Source organism: Marinomonas algae (assembly GCF_047525555.1).
GTDB lineage: Bacteria > Pseudomonadota > Gammaproteobacteria > Pseudomonadales > Marinomonadaceae > Marinomonas.
The window spans coordinates 76483-97525 of record NZ_JBLIXK010000011.1; the positions used below are offsets into that span (position 1 = coordinate 76483).

Genomic DNA, 21043 nt, shown 5'->3' on the forward strand with positions numbered 1-21043 from the left:
GAGAATCTATGCAAGAATTGCTGCAGTCGCTGTTGGTTGGCGTCAGCCTTTTATTGATCGTCGAGGGCTTTTTGCCTTTTCTCGCTCCAAAGCTATGGCGAGAAATAATGAAGAAAGCAATCGTGAGCTCAGATTTTAATTTACGTATTCTGGGTGTGGTTAGTATGATTCTTGGGTTAATACTTCTTTTGCTGACACGACGCTAAGAGGATAATTTAATGACATTAGCAGATCGCTGGTTGCTTCCTGAGGGAGTCGATGAAGCGTTGCCAGTACAGGCGGCTAAAATTGAACACCTTAGAAGAACTCTGCTTAATCTCCATGAAAGTTGGGGATACCATCTAGTAATACCTCCTCTTTTAGAGTACCTGGATTCACTTCTCACAGGCGCAGGCTCAGACCTAGAAATTGAAACCTTTAAAGTAATTGACCAATTATCTGGTCGTCTTTTAGGTATTCGTGCCGATTTTACTTCTCAAGTGGCTCGTATTGATGCTCATTGCCTAAAGGGTGAGGGTGTTAAACGATTGAGTTATTGTGGCAGTGTATTAAGAACGGTACCCGCAGGATTAGATGGTACTCGTAGTCCTATTCAGTTAGGCGCAGAAATTTATGGTCATGGTGGTGTTGAAAGTGATATTGAAGTTTTGTCTTTGATGTTGCAAACGCTTTCCGCTGCTGGGCTTCCTAATCTTGTCCTTGATTTAGGGCATGTAGATGTTGTTAGTGGCGTGCTTGCTGCTTGTCATCTTGATAAAACAGATGAAGGTAAGTTAATTGAGTTGTATAAAACCAAAGACTTACCTGAACTTGATCGATTTGTAGAAGGATTGTCTTTACCTGATCAACAAAAGCAATGGTTGGTTGGTTTGCCTCGTTTATGTGGCGGTAAAGAAGTATTAGAGCGAGCAACGACATTATTGAGTGGTGTAAGTGACTCAATTGATGGTGCAATTGCATTGTTGGAAACCTTGAGTAATGTTGTTTGTCAGCGTTTTCCAAAAGTGGGTTTGCATTTCGACTTAAGCGATTTGGTTTCTTATAGTTATCACACTGGCGTTGTTTTTGCTGCTTATGTTCCTGGTCATGGTAATGCCATAGCCCGAGGTGGGCGATACAATAATATCGGTCAGGTTTTTGGTCGATCTCGTCCAGCTACAGGCTTTAGTACCGATGTGAAGGCCTTAGTAGCCTTAACTGATGTTGTGGTAGATAAAGCAAAAATGGTTTTGTCGCCTGTTTGTACAAGTGACGCACTTTGGCAGAAAATTAACACTTTGCGCGCGGAAGGCTATCGCGTCGTTGAGGTTTTAGACGACCTTTATTCAAGTGAAGCAGAGTTTAAGCTGGATTTTGTTGACGGTGTTTGGCAGTTAGTGCCAATTAAAAACTAGAACTTTCTTTAAGAACTATCTAAATGAGACCTGAAATTATGGGTAAAAATGTTGTTATTCTAGGCACTCAATGGGGTGATGAAGGTAAAGGTAAAGTTGTTGATTTGTTGACTGAAGACGTTGCTGCGGTAGTGCGTTTTCAAGGTGGACACAACGCTGGTCATACCTTGGTTATCGATGGTAAGAAAACAGTTTTGCATTTAATACCATCAGGTATTTTGCGTGAAGGTGTTCAATGCATTATTGGTAATGGTGTTGTGCTATCGCCTGAAGCGTTGCAGAAAGAAGTGCTTGAGCTTCTTGAGCAAGGTGTTCCTGCTGTAGATCGCTTGAAAATCAGTGCGGCTTGTCCTTTGATTCTTCCTTACCACATTGCTATTGATCAGGCTCGTGAGCTTGCTAAAGGCGAAAAGAAAATCGGTACAACTGGTCGTGGTATCGGGCCTGCTTATGAAGATAAAGTAGCGCGACGTGCTATTCGTGTTGGCGATTTGCTAGATTCTGAGCGCTTTGCAAGCAAGCTTAAAGAAGTGCTTGAATACTACAACTTTGTACTAACTCAGTATCACAAAGTTGAGCCAATTTCTTATGATGAGGTTTACGCTGCTGGTCTAGAAATGGCAGAGTTCTTGCGTCCAATGGTTGCCGATACAATTACTCTACTGCATGATTTGCGCAAGTCCGGCGCGAATATTATGTTTGAAGGTGCTCAAGGTTCATTGTTGGATGTTGACCACGGTACTTATCCATACGTTACATCATCTAACACTACTGCTGGCGGCGCGCCTGCTGGTACTGGTTTTGGTCCTTTGTACTTGGATTATGTATTGGGTATTACGAAAGCCTACACAACACGTGTTGGTTCTGGTCCTTTCCCAACAGAATTGTTTGATGAAGATGGTGAGCGCTTAGGTACTCGCGGCCATGAATTTGGTGCGACAACGGGTCGTTCTCGTCGCTGTGGTTGGTTTGATGCTGTTGCTTTGCGTCATGCGGTTCAAATTAACTCAGTATCTGGCATGTGTTTGACTAAACTTGACGTACTAGATGGTTCTTCAGTAATCAAGGTTTGTGTGTCTTATACAGATGCAGAAGGTAAGCCGGTTGCTGGTTCACTTGTTGATAGTGAAGGTTACGAGCAAGCGAAGCCTGTTTATGTTGAGTTGCCTGGTTGGACTGAATCCACAGTTGGTGCGGAAAACTTCGAAGCATTGCCTAAAAATGCTCAAGACTACATTCGTTTCCTAGAAGAGCAAGTTGGCGTTCCTGTAGATATTATTTCTACTGGTCCAGATCGAAATGAGACGATCGTTATCCGCGACCCTTTTAATCAATAATTGATTAAAAGTCGTTTGTAATGATTATAAAAGCCGCTTTATTGCGGCTTTTTTGTTTTTAGTGGTCTGTTAAGTTCATCATATTAGTATTCTTTGTAAATAGAGTGAAAAGAGGGGGACGAGTTTATTCGCTGCTAAGGTAATATTTACAATTGAATTTACGGCGATCTAACTGCCTACTAAATAATTGAAAAAATAAGAGGGAAGAGTGATGGTAAAGTTATTACTTGCTGATGATGATGCTCGTTTATCGGATTTAATTAAAGAATACTTTGATGGTGAAGGTTATGAAGTGGCCCACGCTTGGAATGGTCGTGAGGCGCTAGAGTTAATGGCAGCAGATATGCCAGATATTATCATTCTGGATGTGATGATGCCTGAACTAGATGGCTTCGAAACATTAAAGCAAATTCGAAATAAGAGTGCTGTTCCCGTTATTATGCTAACCGCAAAAGGCGATGATATTGATCGTATTCTTGGACTGGAAATGGGAGCAGATGATTATTTGTCTAAACCATTTAATCCGAGAGAATTGTTGGCACGTATTAAAGCAATCTTGCGTCGTGCAAGCCAAGAGCGTGAAGATGATCCAACGGCAGATATCGATTTGTCTGGTGTTTTGTTGCGCCGCAAAGATCGTACGGTTTATCTGGAAGGTGAATTGGTTGAGCTGACAACATCTGAGTACACATTATTAGAGTGTATGTTGATGGCGCCAGGTCAAGTATTAACAAAACAAGAGCTTTCAGAAAAAGCGCTTGGTCGTAAATTAACTATGTATGATCGTAGTTTGGATATGCATATTAGTAATTTGCGTAAGAAAATTGGTAATTTAGAAACGGGCGACCCTAGAATTAAGACGGTTCGTGGTGTTGGCTATATTTTTGTATCAAATGAGCAAGGCGCTTAAGCTTTTATGAAGAATACTTTTCTACGCGTGTTTCTTGTTGTGCTGTTGTCCAATATTGTTGTTGTCAGTATTGGCTTGGGGATGGTGCAGTTTATTCAGAAACGCAATCAAGTGTCAGCGGATGTCTTGGGAGATGTTGGTGTTCAGTTGGTTGCAGGGTATGAAAAGTTTGGGCTGAAGTCTCTGGAGACTGAAGTCGAAAAAGCAGAAAAAAGGTTGTCTGGGACGATTTACCTTTATCAAGAAAATGGTCGGCCGCTTCTTAAATCATTGCCTCGTAATTTTAGAGAGCAAAATACGAATGATTCAACGAGTCGTCCAGCCGCTGACTTTTTGCATAGTCAGTTTATACAGGTGATTGGTGGGAATAATGTTCAATATCTGCTGATCTTTAAGCCAGACCCAAAGATTGATTCTTTGGCGCCGGAAGCTGTAGTTGGGTTTTCTTTGTTGGGTTTGTTTGTGTCGAGCGGTGTGTTGGCTTATTGGCTTTTGGGTCCGTTACTTAAATTACAACGAGTGGCGCGCTCTTTCGGTCAAGGCGATATGACGGCGAGGGTGGAAGATAAATTAGCTCGACGCCGTGATGCGATTGGTAAGTTGGCTCAAGAATTTAATGAAATGGCCGTTCGTATTGAGACGCTTTTATCATCTAAAGAGCGTTTGATGCGAGATGTGTCTCATGAGCTAAGAACTCCTTTAGCGCGCATTGAAGTTGCCCTAACAATTGCTGAAGACAAATACGCCATTGAAGCTCAAAAAGGTTATTTATGTCGGATTCGTACCGAGTTACATGAGTTGGATGAATTGATCGGGCAAGTGTTAACTTTGAGTCGTTTAGAGGCAGCTTCACTTCTAAAAGAACAAATGAACTTTCAAGAATGGCTTGATGATATTGTGGACGACGTCAGTTTTGAGAGTCAGTTGAAGGGGATCTCTGTTACCAAGTCTGGTCGTTTTCCAAAAACCATATTGGGCGATCCTCTTCAGTTACGTCATGCGATAGAAAATGTTCTGCGAAATGCCTGTTTCTATGCAGGTGAGGGTGGTGAGATTGAGGTGGTTACTGAAGAAAAATCGGGTTCTGCTTTTATCTATGTTCGAGATAACGGGCCAGGTGTTTCTGAGGATAAACTGGAAAAAATCTTCCATGCCTTTTATAGGTCATCTGAAGCGCGTGAGGCAAATAGTGGTGGTTTTGGTGTAGGGCTCACTATTTCACAGCGTATCATTCGAGCCCATAAAGGAACTATCTCAGCTCGAAACCGCGAAGAAGGTGGTTTAGAAGTTTGTTTTCAATTGCCCGTGGCATGATTGGCTTGGCTTTTTCTGCGGTCGTCAGAAAAAGAGCTTGTTATTGTTGTACTAGGTAAGTAAGATGCGCCTCGCAAGTTGGCTAGGCAGTCGCCGCTCAATTTATTGAGGGGAGGAAAGTCCGGGCTTCGCAGGGTAAAGTGCCAGGTAACGCCTGGGGGGCGCGAGCCTACGGAAAGTGCAGCAGAAAATATACCGCCTAAGCAGTTTACTGCCGGTAAGGTTGAAATGGTGCGGTAAGAGCGCACCGCGCGACTGGTAACAGTTCGTGGCAAGGTAAACCCCACTTGAAGCAAGACCAAATAGGAACTCTTTGGCGTGACCCGCGCTGAGTTCGGGTAGGTTGCTAGAGACGTGCAGTGATGTACGGATTAGATGAATGACTGTCCATGACAGAACCCGGCTTATCGGCCAACTTGCAATTTTTATCTCTTCCCGTCTTAAATCTTTTTTCTCCAATCCCTAATTTTAATTGTCAGAAGGCTAATTTATATTGCTTTCGGCTTTTTTGTGTCTGTGTTTTCTGTTCACTCTCAATTTTCTACTGATTTTTCTATTTAACTGTCTTTAAACGAAAAAACTTATAAAAACACCGCTTTTTAGCGGTGTTTTAGTATCCGTTGTCCCCGTTTTTCTATTTTCTACTAATATTTTTTTACTATTTTGATAAAAAAGTGTTAAATTGTGGGATAAAGTGTCTATAAGTGGGATTTAATTGTGTTCAGAGGGATTCATCAAGTAAGCGTTGATGTGAAGGGGCGTATGTCGCTCCCTGCACGTTTGCGTGATGAATTAGCTCAATACGACGATGAAGGCGTCGTCGTCACAATTGATCCAGTGTCCAGATGTTTGTTGCTTTATCCCTTATCTGAGTGGGATTTAATTCAACAAAAATTAGACAAGTTGCCGACATTTCAGCCTCAAGCCAGACGGCTTCAGCGTTTACTTGTTGGTCATGCAACAGATTTAGAGGTGGATAAAGCAGGGCGTATTTTGTTGCCAGCGCCACTTCGAGAGTTTGCTCGCTTAGATAAAAAGCTCACGATTCTTGGTCAAGGTAAGAAGTTAGAGATCTGGAGCTACGAAGAGTGGGAAGCACAACGTGAAGATTACTTGGCTCAAGACGCGCTTGAGGATCTACAAATAGAAACCATGATGGATATTTCTTTATGACAAATACGATGGCAGAACACATAAGCGTCATGCTTCATGAGTCCGTCGATATGCTAGTGACTGACGAGAACGGCCTTTATGTCGATGGTACTTTCGGCCGAGGTGGGCACACTCGTTTAGTGCTAAATAGACTGAAAGAAGGTCGCTTGCTTGGTTTTGATAAAGATCCTGTGGCAATAGAGCATGGTAAACAGCTAGAGCAAGAAGATCCTCGTTTTTCTATTGTGCAAGACAGTTTTGCCAATATGGCGACGCAAATTCCTAATGTGTTCGGAGTGGATAGAGTTGACGGTGTGATGATGGATTTGGGGGTTTCTTCACCTCAAATTGATGACGCTGAACGCGGCTTTAGTTTTATGAATGATGGCCCGCTTGATATGCGTATGAACCCTAACGAGGGAATGAGTGCAGCGGAGTGGATCGCTGTAGCAAAAGAAAAAGAGATTGCAGATGTTATGTATCAATACGGTGAAGAACGATTCTCTCGTCGTATTGCAAAAGCCATTTGTGAATACCGTGCACACACACCTATTTTAACCACCCTTCAATTATCGAAAATCGTAGCTGAAGCCAATCCTGCGTGGGAGAAAGGCAAAAATCCTGCGACTCGAGCTTTTCAGGGTATTCGTATTTACATCAATAACGAACTTGGTGATTTGGAGTTAGGGCTTGATGCTGCTGCCGAAGCCTTAAAAGTTGGCGGACGATTGGCTGTCATCAGTTTCCATTCTCTTGAAGATCGTATTGTTAAACGCTTTATGAAGTTAAAAGCCAAAGGGCCTGAGTTGCCAAGGCATTTACCTATTCAGAATGCACATCTCAACATCAAATTTAAAACAGTAGGGAAGGCCATTAAGCCGTCTCAATCTGAAGTGAGTGAGAATGTTCGGTCTCGAAGCGCGGTGTTAAGAGTCTTGGAGCGAGTAAGTGATTAGGCCGACTTTTTCGCCTTTGATATTTATCGCCTGTGTTTTGATGTTGGCGATCGTTTCTGTAGCGGTCGTTATTCAAGTTTACGACTTCAGAAAAAACTTTTCTTACCTTCAAGCATTGAAGCAAAGCGAAGTGGATTACGAAGTGAAATGGGGGCAGTTGTTACTTGAACAAAGTGCTCTCACTCAGCCGAGCCGTTTAGAACAGTCGGCAATTAGAAATTTAAATATGCACTCACCTTCACCGGATGAATTGGTAATAGTAAAACCATGAGTACTGAAAATAGTGTTTACACCCCAGCCAAATGGCGCTTTAGATTTGTTTATCTTATCGCTCTGATGTTGTTTCTTGTCGCGGGCGGGCGACTCTTTTACCTGACGGTTGTTGATAGAGATTTTTTACAGAACCAAGGTGAAATTAGAGCGGTAAGAACAGAATCGATTCCAGCTACTCGTGGCATGATTTTAGATCGTCGTGGCGAGCCTTTGGCGGTTAGTACGCCTACTTGGACGGTAGTGGCTAACCCTAGAGCGCTTTGGAAACTAGAGCGTGATCCATCTACGAACTCTGGGCCAGAGCAAGAAATTACTCGCCTTGCCGAAGTAATGGGCGTTGGGCGTGCTTGGTTGCAAGAAAAATTCGAAGCAAACAAAAAACGCTCTTTTATGTATTTGCGTCGTCAAATTTCGCCTCATGAGGCGGACGCTATCATGGCTGCGAAAGTGGTCGGTGTTACAAAAACGAAAGAATATAAGCGCTTTTATCCTGCTGGTGAGGTGGCTTCCCATGTGGTTGGCTTTACCAATATTGATGATAAAGGCCAAGAAGGGATCGAATTGGCGTATAACCGAGCATTGCAAGGTGAGCCGGGACGTCGCAGTTATGTTAAGGATCTTTCAGGAAATATCATTCGCGGAATCGGTGTTGATGAGACAGAGCACCCTGGTGAAAATATAGAGTTGAGTGTCGATCTTAGACTGCAATATTTGGCTTATCGAGAGTTAAAAGCAGCAGTAACTGAGCATCGTGCAACTTCTGCGTCTGCCGTTATTCTAGATGTAAAAACGGGAGAGATTTTGGCGATGGTTAATCAGCCTTCTTATAACCCGAATGATAGATCTAAGCTGGAATACGAAGAGTTACGAAATCGAGCGGTAATTGATTTGTTTGAACCTGGTTCAACTATGAAGCCTTTTACTATTGCAACGGCTCTGATGTCTGGGCAATACACCACGGAAACGACGATTAATACGTCGCCAGGTTATTTGCGTTTTGGCCGCTTTACTATCCGTGATGCGACTAACTACGGTGATATGGATTTTGAGAAACTGCTCATTAAGTCGAGTAACGTTGGTGCTTCAAAAATAGCACTTTCTTTGCCTCAAGATGCTATATGGAATATGGATTATGAGCTTGGTATCGGCTCTCCTGTAGGAATAGGTTTCCCAGGTGAAGCGTCTGGTGTGCTTCCGTCGCACCCTAAATGGCATCCATCTGAAATTGCAACCTTGTCTTATGGTTATGGTTTGTCTGTATCGACTTTGCAGTTGGCACAGGCTTACATGACATTAGCGAACGATGGCTATCGTGTTCCTGTGACGCTTTTTAAACAAGATTCTCCTGCTAATGGTAAGCAAGTGATTCCTCGTAAGGTCGCCAAAGATGTGGTCAAAATGATGGAAGCTGTTGTTCAAAAAGGGTCTGGTAAAGCGGCTCAGATTCCAGGTTACCGAGTGGCGGGAAAAACAGGTACGGTTCACAAAGTTGGCTCGAAAGGTTATGAATATGATCAATACATTGCCTTGTTTGCTGGTGTTGCCCCAGCGTCTAATCCACGCTTAGCCATGGTTGTCATGATAAATGATCCTAAAGGGCGAGAATATTACGGCGGTGAAGTGGCGGCGCCAGTATTTTCTCGAGTCATGGAAGGGGCTTTGACAACATTGAATATTTACCCTGACTTACCGGAAGGTCTTAGAGAAGTACGTTTGGAGCCGAAGAAAACTGTCCCTCTTCAAGTCGTACAAGGTGGTTAAATGGTCCAATTCTCTCATGAGCAGTTACTTACTTTAGCGGGTTTCTCCATTGGAGATAACTCGCATTCTGCGTTTTATAATCTTGTTGAAACAGATAGCCGAAAAGTAAATGAAGATACGGTCTTTTTTGCTTTACCGGGAGTGAACTCTAATGGCTGGGACTACTTAGATAATGTTGCTTCTCTTGGCTGTCGCGTTGCTGTTGTTCCGAATAATATAGATTTGCATCATGACAAAATTGAGCTTATCTTGGTTGAAGATCCTGCCAAACTTTTAGTCGCTTCTTTACAGCAGTTTTTTGGTGCTATGCCTAAGCAAATGGTGGCTGTTACAGGTACCAATGGCAAGTCGTCTATTTGTTTCTATATGGCGCAGCTGGCACAGTATTCTGGTTTAAAGAGCGGCTTGGTGGGAACTTTCGGTGTTGGCGCATTAGATAATCTGCAAGAGGCGAAACAAACTACTCCAGATTTATTGTCTCTTCATCGAACACTCATTGAAATGGCTGACTCTGGTGTGGAGTTTGTTGCTTTTGAGGCGTCTTCGCACGCTTTGGATCAAGGGCGAATTGAAGGGGTTCCTTTTCAAACAGCTGTGTTTTCAAATCTGTCTCGCGATCACCTTGATTATCATGGTGATATGCACTCTTATGCTTTGGCCAAACAGCGTTTATTTACTTTTCCAACGCTGACTCATTCTGTTTTCTGTCTTGATGATGAATACGCTACTTTTATGACAAAAGCCGCGTTGAATTCGAGTTGTCATTATTACAGTGCTGAAAATGCATTGGCGGATTTTTACGCAAAGGATCTAGTGCTTGATGCTTCTGGTTTTCGTTTTGTGCTGTGCCACCCTGAAGGGGAAAGCTATGTCGAGCTTCCTTTGTTGGGGCGCTTTAATGTGCAAAATGCCTTGGCAGCTTTGGCGAGCCTTTGGTACCAAACGAGCGATAAAGCGCTTCTTATCGAAGGTTTGTCGAAATTGCGAGGCGCGCCAGGTCGAATGGATAAAGTAGAAGTGGCCGGTGCTCCTCTTGTTGTTGTGGATTTCGCTCATACCTCTGATGCATTGGTGGTTGCATTGCAAGCAGTAAAAGAACATACCAATGGTCGGCTTATTTGTGTTTTCGGTTGCGGCGGTGATCGCGATAGAGGTAAACGGCCTTTGATGATGTCGGCGGCATTGTCTAATGCAGATTATGTTTGGTTAACATCTGACAACCCAAGAACAGAGTCAATGGAGCAAATTTTTTCTGATGTTTTATCGGAAACTGAATCTGATGATAAGAGGTTCTGTCTTGAACCTGACCGTCGTGTGGCAATTAGCAAAGCGATTGCCACTGCTGATGTAAACGATGTGATTCTTATTGCTGGTAAAGGACATGAAAACTATCAGGATATTCAGGGTGTGAAGCACCATTTCGATGATAAAGAGGAAGCCTTAAAGGCGTTGGAAGCTTATGTTGGTTGATCTTACCCTGGCAGATATCGCGGCGGCTTGTAATGGTGAGTTGGTTGGCCCGAATCAAAGCATTCAGTTGGTAGTAACAGATACTCGAAAAATATCGAATGGTTGTTTGTTTGTCGCATTAAAAGGTGAGCGTTTTGATGGTCATGACTATGCTGCCGCTGCGATGAATTCTGGTGCGGTTGGCGTGTTGGTTGATCGTGATGTGGATGTCGAATCTTATGTCAAAGTAACAGACACTAAAGTTGCGTATGGACGTATTGCGCGCTTGGTACGAGACGCTTTTAAAGGGCCAGTTGTTTGTATTACAGGCAGTAATGGTAAAACAACTGTAAAAGATTGGTTGGCACAATCCTTTACCGATCAAAAAGTGTTAAAAACGCAGGCCAATTTGAACAATCAAATAGGTGTGCCGCAAACTTTGTTAGGTTTAGCGTCTTTTCATGATGTTGCTGTGGTAGAAACGGGAACCAGTATTCCAGGTGAAATTGAGCGATTGGCTGAGATTGCTTTTCCAGATGTGGTGATTTTAACCAATGCAAGTGGTAGCCACTTTGAAGGTTTTGGGAATCTTGAGGGCATTGCTAAGGAAAAAGGGTGTTTGATCTCTGGCGCTCACCCTGATGCGACGATCATTCTAAATTCTGATGATGGTTTTTATCCTTATTGGTGTGAGTTGGCTGGTTCGCGTCCTGTTTTGTCTTTTGGTTTCGGTGAGTCTGCGGATCTTTATGCTTTTGACTTAGAGTTAAACGCTGAATCTAGTCAGGCAAAGTTTTGCTATCAAGGTGAAGTGCTGTCTGTATTTATAGCAAGTGCAGGTAAACATCAAATTGCCAATGGTATGGCAGTTGTATTGGCTTTAATAGCAACTGGCATGAGTTACCATGATGCGGTGCAAAAATTGGCATCTCCAGTGCATGTTTCTGGGCGATTAGAGCGCCTTAGAACAAAAAATGAAGCTCTCTTAATTAATGATTGTTACAATGCCAGCCCAACATCTGTAGAGGCCGCAATTGATGTGCTTGCTATGCAGTCAGTTGATAAAACATGGCTGATTTTGGGGGCGTTAGGAGAGCTTGGCGAACGACAGGAAGCCGTCCATCGAGATCTAGGTTTATACGCTAAAGAAAAAGGTATTTCTTGTTTGATTTGTGTTGGTGCCGTTGCAGGCGTGGCAGGAACTGCTTTTATGGAAAAGGGCGGTGATGCAAAGTTGTGTAATTCACATGAGGAAGCGGCAGCGTTAGTTTGTTCGCTTGGAAGAAATCACGCCATTTTAGTGAAGGGCTCTCGCTCCGCTAAAATGGAAAATGTTATTGAAGCATTAAAATAATTAGGATGTTCCTGACCAATGTTACTTTTGCTGGCGACTTATTTAAGTAAGTATCACACTTTTTTTGCAGTGTTTAATTATTTGTCTCTTCGAGCCATTTTGGGTGTGCTCACTGCGTTAGTTATCTCTCTTTTAATCGGCAATAAAGTAATTGTTTTATTGCAGCGTTTGCAAATCGGACAAGCTGTTCGAGATGACGGCCCACAATCCCATTTATCCAAAGCCGGTACGCCAACGATGGGTGGAGCATTAATTATTTTCTCCATCACGGTCAGTACGCTTTTGTGGGGTGATTTAACCAACCAATATGTGTGGGTTGTTTTGCTAGTAATGTTGGCTTTTGGTGTTGTTGGTTGGGTTGATGACTATCGTAAGGTAGTTGAAAAAAACTCTCGAGGTTTGCCTAGTCGTTGGAAATATTTTTGGCAAAGTGTATTCGGTTTGGCGGCAGCGTTTTATTTGTATTACACAGCCAGTACACCAGCCGAAACCGCACTGATAGTTCCTTTGTTTAAAGATGTGGCTATTCCTTTAGGCGCGTTTTTTATTGTGCTTACTTATTTTGTTATTGTCGGAACCAGTAATGCAGTCAACCTTACTGACGGTCTAGACGGTTTAGCAATTTTGCCTACGGTACTTGTCGGTGGTGCGTTAGGTGTGTTTGCTTATTTAACTGGTAACGTTCGCTTTTCTGAGTATTTGTTAATCCCTTATGTTCATGGTTCGGGTGAGTTACTTGTATTTTGTGCCGCTTTGGCGGGCGCTGGATTGGGTTTTTTGTGGTTTAACACATACCCAGCGCAAATCTTTATGGGGGATGTAGGTTCCTTGGCACTTGGTGCAGCGCTGGGTGTGATTGCAGTTATCGTTCGTCAAGAGTTGGTGTTGTTTATTATGGGCGGTGTTTTCGTCATGGAAACTGTGTCTGTAATCTTGCAAGTTGCCTCCTATAAGTTAACAAAACGCAGAATTTTTAGAATGGCGCCAATACATCATCATTTTGAGTTAAAAGGCTGGGCAGAGCCTAAAGTTATTGTGCGCTTTTGGATTATTACTGTTTGCCTTGTTTTGATTGGTTTCGCTACCTTAAAAGTACGTTAGGAGTTTTAAATGTCGTTGATCGGGTCAGATCGAGTAAGAGCCGTTGTTGGCTTGGGGGCGACAGGTTTATCTTGTGTACGCTTTTTAGCTAGCAAGGGAATTGATTTTTATGTGGTGGATTCTCGTGAGAACCCTCCAGGATTGGAGCAGGCAAAACTGCTTTGTCCAGAAGATCGTATTTTGACAGGTGATTTAGCGGTACTTGAAACCCTTGGTGTAACAGAATTGTACGTTAGCCCTGGTATTGCATTGCGGACGCCTGTTTTGTCTCGTTTAGCCGAAAAGGGTGTGGCCATGCGAGGCGATATTGATTTGTTTCGCGATTATGTGGATGCACCGTTCGTTGCTATTACAGGTTCAAATGCCAAAAGCACAGTCACTACCTTGGTGGCTTTGTTGCTTCAGGCGTGTGGAAAAGATGTTAAAGCAGGTGGCAATTTAGGGTTGCCTGCTTTGGATCTCCTTTCTTCCGGTACAGATTATTATGTATTGGAATTATCTAGCTTTCAGCTTGAAACAACACCTGCTTTGCAAGCAGATGTGGCTTGCCTTTTAAATGTCTCTGAAGATCATATGGATCGTTATACTGATTTTTACGAGTATCAGCGCGTAAAACAAAGAGTATATCGAGGCTGTAAAGCGGCGGTTTGCAACAAGCAAGATATTTTGACGGCGCCTTTGTTGGCAGAAGCGACTCCTGTGCGTGCTTTCACGACAAAAAGCCCAGACCTAAAAGAGTTTGGGATGTTGAAAGATGGTGATGGCGCTTGGTTGTGTCGTGGTGTCGAGCGCTTGTACCACACTTCTCAAATTGCACTAAAGGGCACGCATAATTACGCAAATATTTTGGCTGCACTGGCTATGTTGGAATTGTTGGGTGTGGATGTGCGATCAGAAGGCGTTGCTAAGGTTTTAGCGGAATTTGGTGGTTTGCCACATCGCTGTGAAAGTGTTCGTACTTACCGTGGAGCCACGTTTATTAATGACTCCAAAGGCACAAATGTGGGTGCAACTCTGGCTGCTTTGCAAGGTCTTGGCTCCACGTCACATAAAAACATCACTCTTATTGCTGGCGGTGAGGGGAAAGGGGCGGACTTCAGTGACTTGAAAAAGCCTGTATCTGATTTTGTTCGTACGGTTTATTTGTTTGGTAAAGACGCGGATAACATTGCGACGGCATTGTCTTCAAATACTGTGATTAAGCGCTTTGAGACATTGGATGAAATTATTCATGATATTTCTTCGACGGTAAAAGAAGGCGATGTAGTTCTTTTTTCACCGGCCTGCGCTAGTTTAGATATGTATAAAAACTATGAAGCGCGCGGCGAGCACTTCGTAAACTTGGTTGCTGCCTTATGACATGGTTAAACATGTTTGACCGGGTTTCTTGGCGAGAACTTTCTCGTATCGATGCTATTTTCTTATCTTCTGTGGTGTCTATTTTAGCGTTGGGTATTGTCATGGTATCCAGTGCTTCCATTTCTGTGTCAGAAAGTATTCACGGTCACCCTTATTTCTTCATGATACGCCAGACCTTGTACTTGGTTCTTGGTTTGGTATTCGGTTGGATTTTGTTGTCTTTACCTACTAGTCAATTGCAAAAATGGGGCATCCTGATGATGGGCTTGTCTCTTATTTTGTTGATATTGGTTTTGGTACCAGGAATTGGGAAGAGTGTAAACGGTAGCCGCCGTTGGATTAATTTAGTGGTGTTTAACCTACAAGCCTCGGAAGTTGCGAAGGTTTGTATGGTGGTTTATATGTCTGGTTATTTGGTGCGACGTGCTGACCGAGTGAGAGAAGGTTGGATTGGTTTCTTTCTTCCTCTTTGTCTTTGCAGTGTTTTCTTGCTGTTTTTATTGCTTGAACCAGACTTCGGGGCGTCGGTTGTGTTGCTCGGCACTGTGATGGTGTTGTTATTTCTAGGTGGAGCGCCTCTATACCAGTTTTTGCTTTTGATGGTAGGTGCTGTGTCTATGTTAGGTGTGGTGGCGATATCTGAAAGTTATCGCTTAAAGCGCTTGATGAATTTTATTGACCCTTGGGCGGATCCTTTTAATGAAGGCTATCAGCTAAGTCAGGCGCTTATCGCATATGGGCGTGGCGAGTGGTTTGGTCTTGGTTTGGGGAATAGTGTTCAGAAGCTTTCCTACTTGCCTGAGGCGCATACCGATTTTGTGTTTTCAATTTGGGTTGAAGAAACCGGTATGTTGGGTGGTTTGCTGCTGATTCTTTTGTTTGCGGTCATGGTTGGGCGAGCGTTTAAAATAGGCCGAAAAGCTATGACTTTATCGCGACCTTTTGCTGCTTACATGTGCTTTGGTTTTGCGATTCTTATTTTAGCTCAAGTTATTATTAATATCGGTGTGAATACCGGCTTCTTGCCAACAAAAGGACTAACACTGCCTTTAATCAGCTACGGTGGTAGTAGTTTGATTATCACTTTGGGTAGCCTGTTTGTGGTTGCTCGAGTTGATGTAGAAAATCGACGTGCTGAAAAGGAACTGGGTGTCACGGACGCCAATTTAGAAAGTGACAGTCAAGAAGAGAGAGCAGAATGAGTGCTACTAAAAAAGTTATTGTGATGGCCGGTGGAACTGGCGGGCATATTTATCCTGCTCTAGCTTGTGCTCATGCTTTTATTGATAAAGGTCTGGATGTTGAGTGGCTTGGATCAAAAGGTGGGATGGAAGAAAAGCTTGTCGCGGAACATGATATTCGCCTGCATTCATTGTCGATTAAAGGTGTAAGAGGTAAGGGCTTGTTAGGGCTGCTAGCTGCGCCATTTAGAGTCTTGCATGCTATTGGTCAAGCTGTTGCTGTTTTACAAAAAACAAAACCTGATGTTGTGTTAGGGATGGGCGGGTTTGTTGCTGGCCCTGGTGGTGTAGCAGCTAAGCTGTTAAGAATCCCATTGGTGATTCATGAGCAAAATGCGGTTGCAGGAACCACAAACAAATTATTGTCAAAAGTGGCTACTTTGAAGTTGCAAGCTTTTGATAGTGCTCTGCCTAACGCTTTGAGTGTCGGTAACCCAATTCGAAACGATATATTGCAGCAGCAAGTTCGTGTTGCCAGAGAAAATGCAGCACGTCCATTACGGTTGTTGGTTGTCGGTGGAAGCTTAGGTGCGAAAGCAATTAATGATGTGATGCCGCAGGTATTGGCTAATTGGTCTTTTTCTCAGCGTTTGGATGTTTGGCATCAAACAGGTGTACGAAATTTTGATGAAGTTAAAGCTTTATATCAAAATGCCAATGTTGAGGCGAGGGTTGAGCCGTATTTGGATAATATGGATCAAGCGTATTATTGGGCGGATATTGTTCTGTGTCGTGCTGGTGCTATGACGGTCAGTGAGTTGGCGGTCGCTGGTTTGCCTTCTATTTTGATTCCATATCCTTTTGCAATTGATGATCATCAGACAGAGAATGCCCGTTATTTAGAGAAAGTAGGCGGGGCGTATTTGCTGCCTCAGCCACAACTGACCTGTGAAAAAATTCTATCTTTACTTTCTGAGTTTGTTGAAAACGAAGAAGCATTAATAAAAATGGGCGAGCAAGCGAAAGCGGTGGCTCACCCTAATGCAACACAAGATGTGGTTGCACACTGTTTAAGGTTAATAAAATGATGATTGATCAGAAGACACAATACGATATTCCAACTATGCGCCGTATTCAAAATATCCATTTCATCGGTATTGGCGGTGTTGGGATGTGTGGTATCGCGGAAGTGTTACATAACCAAGGTTATCAAGTTTCTGGTTCCGACTTAAAATCCTCGGCGGTGACTGAGCGTTTAGAAGAGTTAGGGATTAAGGTGTATTTGGGGCATTTGGAAGAAAATGTCTATGACGCTCACGTTATTGTCGTTTCGACAGCCATTAATGAAGAAAACCCAGAGATTATTTGGGGTAAAGAGCACCGCATTCCAATTGTTCGTAGAGCAGAAATGTTGGCTGAATTGATGCGCTACCGACACGGTATTGCTGTGGCGGGAACTCATGGTAAAACAACAACAACGAGCTTAATGGCGTCCATTTTAGCGGCGACAGGCGAAGCACCTACCTTTGTTATTGGTGGTCGCTTAACCAGTGCTGGTGCAAATGCGCAATTAGGCAGTAGCTCTTATCTTGTGGCTGAGGCTGATGAAAGTGATGCTTCATTCCTTCACTTACAGCCTCAAACTGTCATCGTGACGAATATCGATGAAGATCACATGGACACTTATGATGGTGACTTTGAAAAAGTAAAACATACTTTTGTGGAGTTCATACATAACTTGCCGTTTTATGGTTTGGCTGTGTTGTGTGTAGATGACGAGAATGTACGAGAGATACTTCCTTCATTGAGTCGTCCAGTATTGACTTATGGTATTGAGCAGCAAGCTGATTTCTATGCGACTGACATTGTTCAAACTGGCCGCTACTGTGAATTTTTAGCGCATCGCCCAGAAGGTGAACCGTTGAAGATTCGTTTGCCTATGCCGGGGCGACATAATGTTTTGAATGCTTTGTCGACGATTGCTGTTGCAACGGATCTTGGTGTTGACGCAAGCGCTATTCAAGCGGGATTAATGGGCTTTGAAGGTGTTGGTCGTCGTTTTCAGGAGCAGAAGCCGTTGGCGCTTCCTAATGGCTCCGAAGTTATGTTTGTCGATGATTATGGTCATCACCCAAGTGAAGTGTTGGCGACGATTAAAGCTATTCGGGGAGGGTGGCCAGAAAAACGTTTGGTCATGGTTTATCAGCCTCATCGCTATACTCGTACTCGAGATTTGTATGAAGACTTTGTACGTGTTTTATCGCAAGTCGATGTGCTCTTATTGTTAGATGTTTATGCAGCGGGTGAAACGCCGATTAATGGCGCTGATAGCAGGTCTTTGTGTGGCAGTATTCGTCAGCGCGGGAATGTTGATCCTATTCATGTGGGTGGTGAATCTGACTTACGTTCGATTTTGAGTAATGTTTTGCGAGATGGGGATTTGTTAATTACGCAAGGTGCTGGGGATATTGGTGCTGTGTCTAAAAAATTATCAGTAAGCGGTATTTAATATGTCAAAGTCATTAAAAGAATTGGTCATTGCTGTTATCTATGGTGGACGTTCTGCTGAGCGTGAAGTGTCTTTGCAAAGTGGCCCGCTCGTTGTTGAAGGCCTTAAATCAAAAGGTTATCAGGTAATTGGCCTTGATTTGTATGGCGAAAACGCAAGTTTAGACCCAGTGAAGCAGCTTCAATCTATAGAATTTGATTTGGCGTTTATAGCACTCCACGGTGGAGAAGGTGAAGATGGCCGAGTTCAAGCTTTGCTGGAAATGTTAGGTAAGCCCTACACAGGAAGCTCGCCGTTAGCGTGTGGTTTAGCGATGGACAAGGTTTTAACCAAGCGCTTTTGGAATGGTATTGGTATACCAACACCGGCTTATTTATCGTTTGTTGATCAAGTTGATGCGAACGTTATCGAAGAAAGTATGTCTTATCCTATGATAGTGAAGCCTTCTAGAGAGGGTTCAACAATAGGAATTAATAAAGCAAGTAATCGCGAAGAGTTGGATGAAGCACTTTTAAAGGCACTTGAATACGATTCTGATGTGTTGGTTGAAGAGTTTGTTGATGGACCTGAGTTTACTATCACAATCATTGATGATGTTGCTTACCCTGCAATTGGCTTGAAGGCATCGCCAGATCACAAGTTGTATGATTATGAGGCTAAATATATAGCGGAAGATACGCAATATTTATTGCCTTGTGGTTTGAATGAAGATGATGAAAACGAACTGCAAATGCTTGCTTTAGATGCTTATCGTTCGTTGGGCTGTTCTGGTTGGGGGCGTGTAGACATTATGCGTGATCAGGCTGGTGTATTTTGGGTGTTGGAAGTGAATACAGCTCCGGGTATGACGACTCACAGTCTTGTCCCTATGGCAGCTAATTATGTTGGGATTGATTACCCTTCATTGGTTGAGAAAATTGTCATAGATGCTTGGGGAAAAGCAGAGCGTGATTGATTTATGAGGATAGCGGCGCTTATAGGGGCGATTTTATTGATATTGGTTGCTACTTTTCAGGATGAAGATTCCCCCGTTACTTGGTTTGCTATTCAAAAAATCGAGATAGAAGGGGATTTGAATTATGTTACGGAAGCTGAGCTTGAAGCGCATTATTCTGAACTGTTAGGCGAGAGTTTGTTAAGTCTTTCCGTAGCAGATGCTTTAGACCTTGCAAGGTCGCCTGAGTGGGTTGAAAGTGCAGAAGTGCGTAAAGTTTGGCCAAATATATTGCAGGTGCTTGTTCATGAGTACACTCCGCTCGCATACTGGCGCGATCGACAGTTGATCTCAACATCTTCTGTGGTGATTAGACCTAATCAGATTCCAGATCTGCCACTTCCTCGTTTATATGGCCCAGATGGCACAAGTGATGTTGTGCTTGAGCAGTTTGGTTTGATTAGTCAGGTGTTGGCTGCAACTTCTTTGCGGATTTTTACACTAACTTTAGAACCTCGAGGCGCTTGGAATGTTACCTTTACCAATGGCATAGTCGTAAAGCTGGGTAGAGAGGAAGTTTTAGAGAGATTACAGCGCTTTATAGCGGTGTATAAAAGTGATTTATCGGGTAGAATAGATCAAATTACGTCAGTCGATGCTCGCTACCCTCATGGTGTGGCAGTAGGTTGGAAAGCAAAAGAGTGACATTAACTTGTTTGTTGTTATTTATAAACGCAAACATCAGTAGTTATAAAACACGCAATACCGGGAAGGTGAAATGATAGTCGGTTTGGATGTAGGCACATCAAAAGTTATCTGTTTAGTTGGTGAAGTACTGGCTGATGGTAGTTTGGAAATTGTCGGTATTGGCTCTCATAGCGCCAAAGGTATGAAGCGTGGCGTTGTTATAAATATTGAATCCACTGTGCAATCTATTCAGCGAGCAGTTGAAGAAGCTGAGCTGATGGCAGGATGTAATATTCATTCTGTGTATGTCAGTGTGGCGGGTAGTCATATTCGTAGCTTGAACTCTCACGGCATTGTTGCCGTTAAGAACGGTGAAGTTCAGCAAGAAGATATAGAAAGAGTGATAGACGCAGCGCAAGCTGTTCCAATTTCATCCGATCAACGCGTTCTCCATATCCTTCCACAGGAATACCACATAGACTCTCAAGAAGGGATTAAAGACCCTTTAGGTATGTCTGGTGTTCGTCTTGAAGCAAATGTTCATCTTATTTCTGGTGCCGTTAATGCGGTTATGAATGTAGAAAAGTGCATTAAGCGCTGTGGCTTAGGTGTTGATGGCGTCATTCTTTCTCAGCTCGCTTCTAGTGATTCTTCACTCAGTGAAGATGAAAAAGATTTAGGTGTTTGTTTGATCGATATTGGTGCCGGCACATCAGATATTGCGGTCTGGATTGATGGTGCGTTGCATCATACAGCTGTTGTGCCTGTTGCAGGAGATCAGGTGACAAATGATATTTCCATGGCGTTGCGCACACCGACTCAGCATGCTGAGGAGATAAAGGTGAAATACGCCTGTGCAATGTCATCTATGGTGTCTGCAGATCAAGTTTTGCAGGTGCCAAGTGTTGGTGATCGCCAACCAAGATCAATCACTCGTCATACCCTGACAGAGGTGGTTGAGGCAAGATATGAAGAAATTTATACCTTAATTTTGGATGAGTTAAGGCGTAGTGGTTACGCAGAGAGAATCCCTGCAGGTATTGTAATTACTGGTGGTACGTCGCTTATGGAAGGCGCTGCTGACTTGGCTGAGAAAGTTTTTCAGATGCCAATTCGATTATCTGTACCAGATTGTACTAAAGGAATGTCTGACATTGTCGATAACCCTATATATTCAACAAGTGTTGGATTATTGGCTTATGGTAGTAAAGAGACCGAAGTAACTGAAATCTCGAAGCGGACGATGTCTAAGACGAAAACTAAACGAGAAACATCAATTCTGGCACCTAAGGAAACTGAACCATCTTTCAGTGCAACGAAGGCATGGCAGAAATTAAAACACTGGTTTCAGAGTTATATCTAGTCAGAATTG

Annotated in this window: 19 protein-coding genes and 1 other RNA gene; all 20 read left to right on the forward strand. The window is 43.2% G+C overall.

All coding sequences use genetic code 11. The features are described from left to right. The first annotated feature begins 8 nt into the window (after window positions 1-8). The 20 genes from ACMUMQ_RS13530 to ftsA all read left to right on the forward strand — a co-directional run bounded on the left by ACMUMQ_RS13530 (window position 9) and on the right by ftsA (window position 21034). Complete coding sequence (locus ACMUMQ_RS13530) at window positions 9-206, forward strand: DUF2065 family protein (protein WP_414682509.1); 198 nt, start codon at window positions 9-11, stop codon at window positions 204-206. A 12-nt stretch (window positions 207-218) separates the two neighbouring features. After that, entirely contained in the window at window positions 219-1394 is a 1176-nt protein-coding gene (locus tag ACMUMQ_RS13535; RefSeq protein ID WP_414682510.1) for an ATP phosphoribosyltransferase regulatory subunit, read from the forward strand. A 38-nt stretch (window positions 1395-1432) separates the two neighbouring features. Continuing rightward, complete coding sequence (locus ACMUMQ_RS13540) at window positions 1433-2731, forward strand: adenylosuccinate synthase (RefSeq protein WP_414682542.1); 1299 nt, start codon at window positions 1433-1435, stop codon at window positions 2729-2731. 211 nt (window positions 2732-2942) lie between these two features. Further along, a complete protein-coding gene (locus ACMUMQ_RS13545; protein ID WP_414682511.1) occupies window positions 2943-3641 on the forward strand; it encodes a response regulator transcription factor in 699 nt (232 codons plus the stop codon). Between the two features lie 6 nt (window positions 3642-3647). Continuing rightward, entirely contained in the window at window positions 3648-4955 is a 1308-nt protein-coding gene (locus ACMUMQ_RS13550) for a HAMP domain-containing sensor histidine kinase (protein WP_414682512.1), read from the forward strand. A 74-nt stretch (window positions 4956-5029) separates the two neighbouring features. After that, window positions 5030-5378: RNase P RNA component class A (gene rnpB / locus ACMUMQ_RS13555), an RNA gene on the forward strand. A 294-nt stretch (window positions 5379-5672) separates the two neighbouring features. Further along, window positions 5673-6128: a division/cell wall cluster transcriptional repressor MraZ gene (mraZ, locus tag ACMUMQ_RS13560; RefSeq protein WP_317004256.1), complete on the forward strand. Its 456-nt coding sequence runs from the start codon at window positions 5673-5675 to the stop codon at window positions 6126-6128. Further along, window positions 6125-7063: a 16S rRNA (cytosine(1402)-N(4))-methyltransferase RsmH gene (gene rsmH, locus ACMUMQ_RS13565; protein ID WP_414682513.1), complete on the forward strand. Its 939-nt coding sequence runs from the start codon at window positions 6125-6127 to the stop codon at window positions 7061-7063. Before mraZ ends, rsmH begins: the two co-directional genes overlap by 4 nt. Further along, window positions 7056-7334, forward strand: coding sequence for a cell division protein FtsL (gene ftsL, locus ACMUMQ_RS13570; protein ID WP_414682514.1), 279 nt, complete (start codon window positions 7056-7058; stop codon window positions 7332-7334). The genes rsmH and ftsL overlap by 8 nt, the downstream gene beginning before the upstream one ends. Then, window positions 7331-9097 (forward strand): peptidoglycan D,D-transpeptidase FtsI family protein, encoded by a 1767-nt coding sequence (locus ACMUMQ_RS13575; RefSeq protein WP_414682515.1) that lies wholly within the window; start codon window positions 7331-7333, stop codon window positions 9095-9097. The genes ftsL and ACMUMQ_RS13575 overlap by 4 nt, the downstream gene beginning before the upstream one ends. Further along, complete coding sequence (locus ACMUMQ_RS13580; RefSeq protein WP_414682516.1) at window positions 9098-10567, forward strand: UDP-N-acetylmuramoyl-L-alanyl-D-glutamate--2,6-diaminopimelate ligase; 1470 nt, start codon at window positions 9098-9100, stop codon at window positions 10565-10567. Beyond that, window positions 10557-11900: a UDP-N-acetylmuramoyl-tripeptide--D-alanyl-D-alanine ligase gene (locus ACMUMQ_RS13585; RefSeq protein ID WP_414682517.1), complete on the forward strand. Its 1344-nt coding sequence runs from the start codon at window positions 10557-10559 to the stop codon at window positions 11898-11900. Before ACMUMQ_RS13580 ends, ACMUMQ_RS13585 begins: the two co-directional genes overlap by 11 nt. A gap of 18 nt (window positions 11901-11918) precedes the next feature. Then, window positions 11919-13001, forward strand: a complete 1083-nt coding sequence (gene mraY, locus ACMUMQ_RS13590) for a phospho-N-acetylmuramoyl-pentapeptide-transferase (RefSeq protein ID WP_414682518.1) — start codon at window positions 11919-11921, stop codon at window positions 12999-13001. A gap of 9 nt (window positions 13002-13010) precedes the next feature. Beyond that, entirely contained in the window at window positions 13011-14360 is a 1350-nt protein-coding gene (murD, locus tag ACMUMQ_RS13595) for a UDP-N-acetylmuramoyl-L-alanine--D-glutamate ligase (RefSeq protein ID WP_414682519.1), read from the forward strand. Further along, on the forward strand, window positions 14357-15562 hold the full coding sequence (gene ftsW, locus ACMUMQ_RS13600) for a putative lipid II flippase FtsW (RefSeq protein ID WP_414682520.1): 1206 nt from the start codon (window positions 14357-14359) through the stop codon (window positions 15560-15562). Before murD ends, ftsW begins: the two co-directional genes overlap by 4 nt. Then, window positions 15559-16629: an undecaprenyldiphospho-muramoylpentapeptide beta-N-acetylglucosaminyltransferase gene (gene murG, locus ACMUMQ_RS13605; protein WP_414682521.1), complete on the forward strand. Its 1071-nt coding sequence runs from the start codon at window positions 15559-15561 to the stop codon at window positions 16627-16629. Before ftsW ends, murG begins: the two co-directional genes overlap by 4 nt. Then, window positions 16629-18050: a UDP-N-acetylmuramate--L-alanine ligase gene (gene murC / locus ACMUMQ_RS13610; RefSeq protein WP_317005997.1), complete on the forward strand. Its 1422-nt coding sequence runs from the start codon at window positions 16629-16631 to the stop codon at window positions 18048-18050. The genes murG and murC overlap by 1 nt, the downstream gene beginning before the upstream one ends. A gap of 1 nt (window position 18051) precedes the next feature. Beyond that, on the forward strand, window positions 18052-19005 hold the full coding sequence (locus ACMUMQ_RS13615; RefSeq protein WP_414682522.1) for a D-alanine--D-alanine ligase: 954 nt from the start codon (window positions 18052-18054) through the stop codon (window positions 19003-19005). A 3-nt stretch (window positions 19006-19008) separates the two neighbouring features. Next, the gene (locus ACMUMQ_RS13620) at window positions 19009-19689 is read left to right on the forward strand and encodes a cell division protein FtsQ/DivIB (RefSeq protein ID WP_414682523.1); all 681 of its coding nucleotides are present in this window, start codon (window positions 19009-19011) and stop codon (window positions 19687-19689) included. Window positions 19690-19762: 73 nt separating this feature from the next. Then, window positions 19763-21034, forward strand: coding sequence for a cell division protein FtsA (gene ftsA / locus ACMUMQ_RS13625; protein ID WP_414682524.1), 1272 nt, complete (start codon window positions 19763-19765; stop codon window positions 21032-21034). Window positions 21035-21043 lie beyond the last annotated feature (9 nt).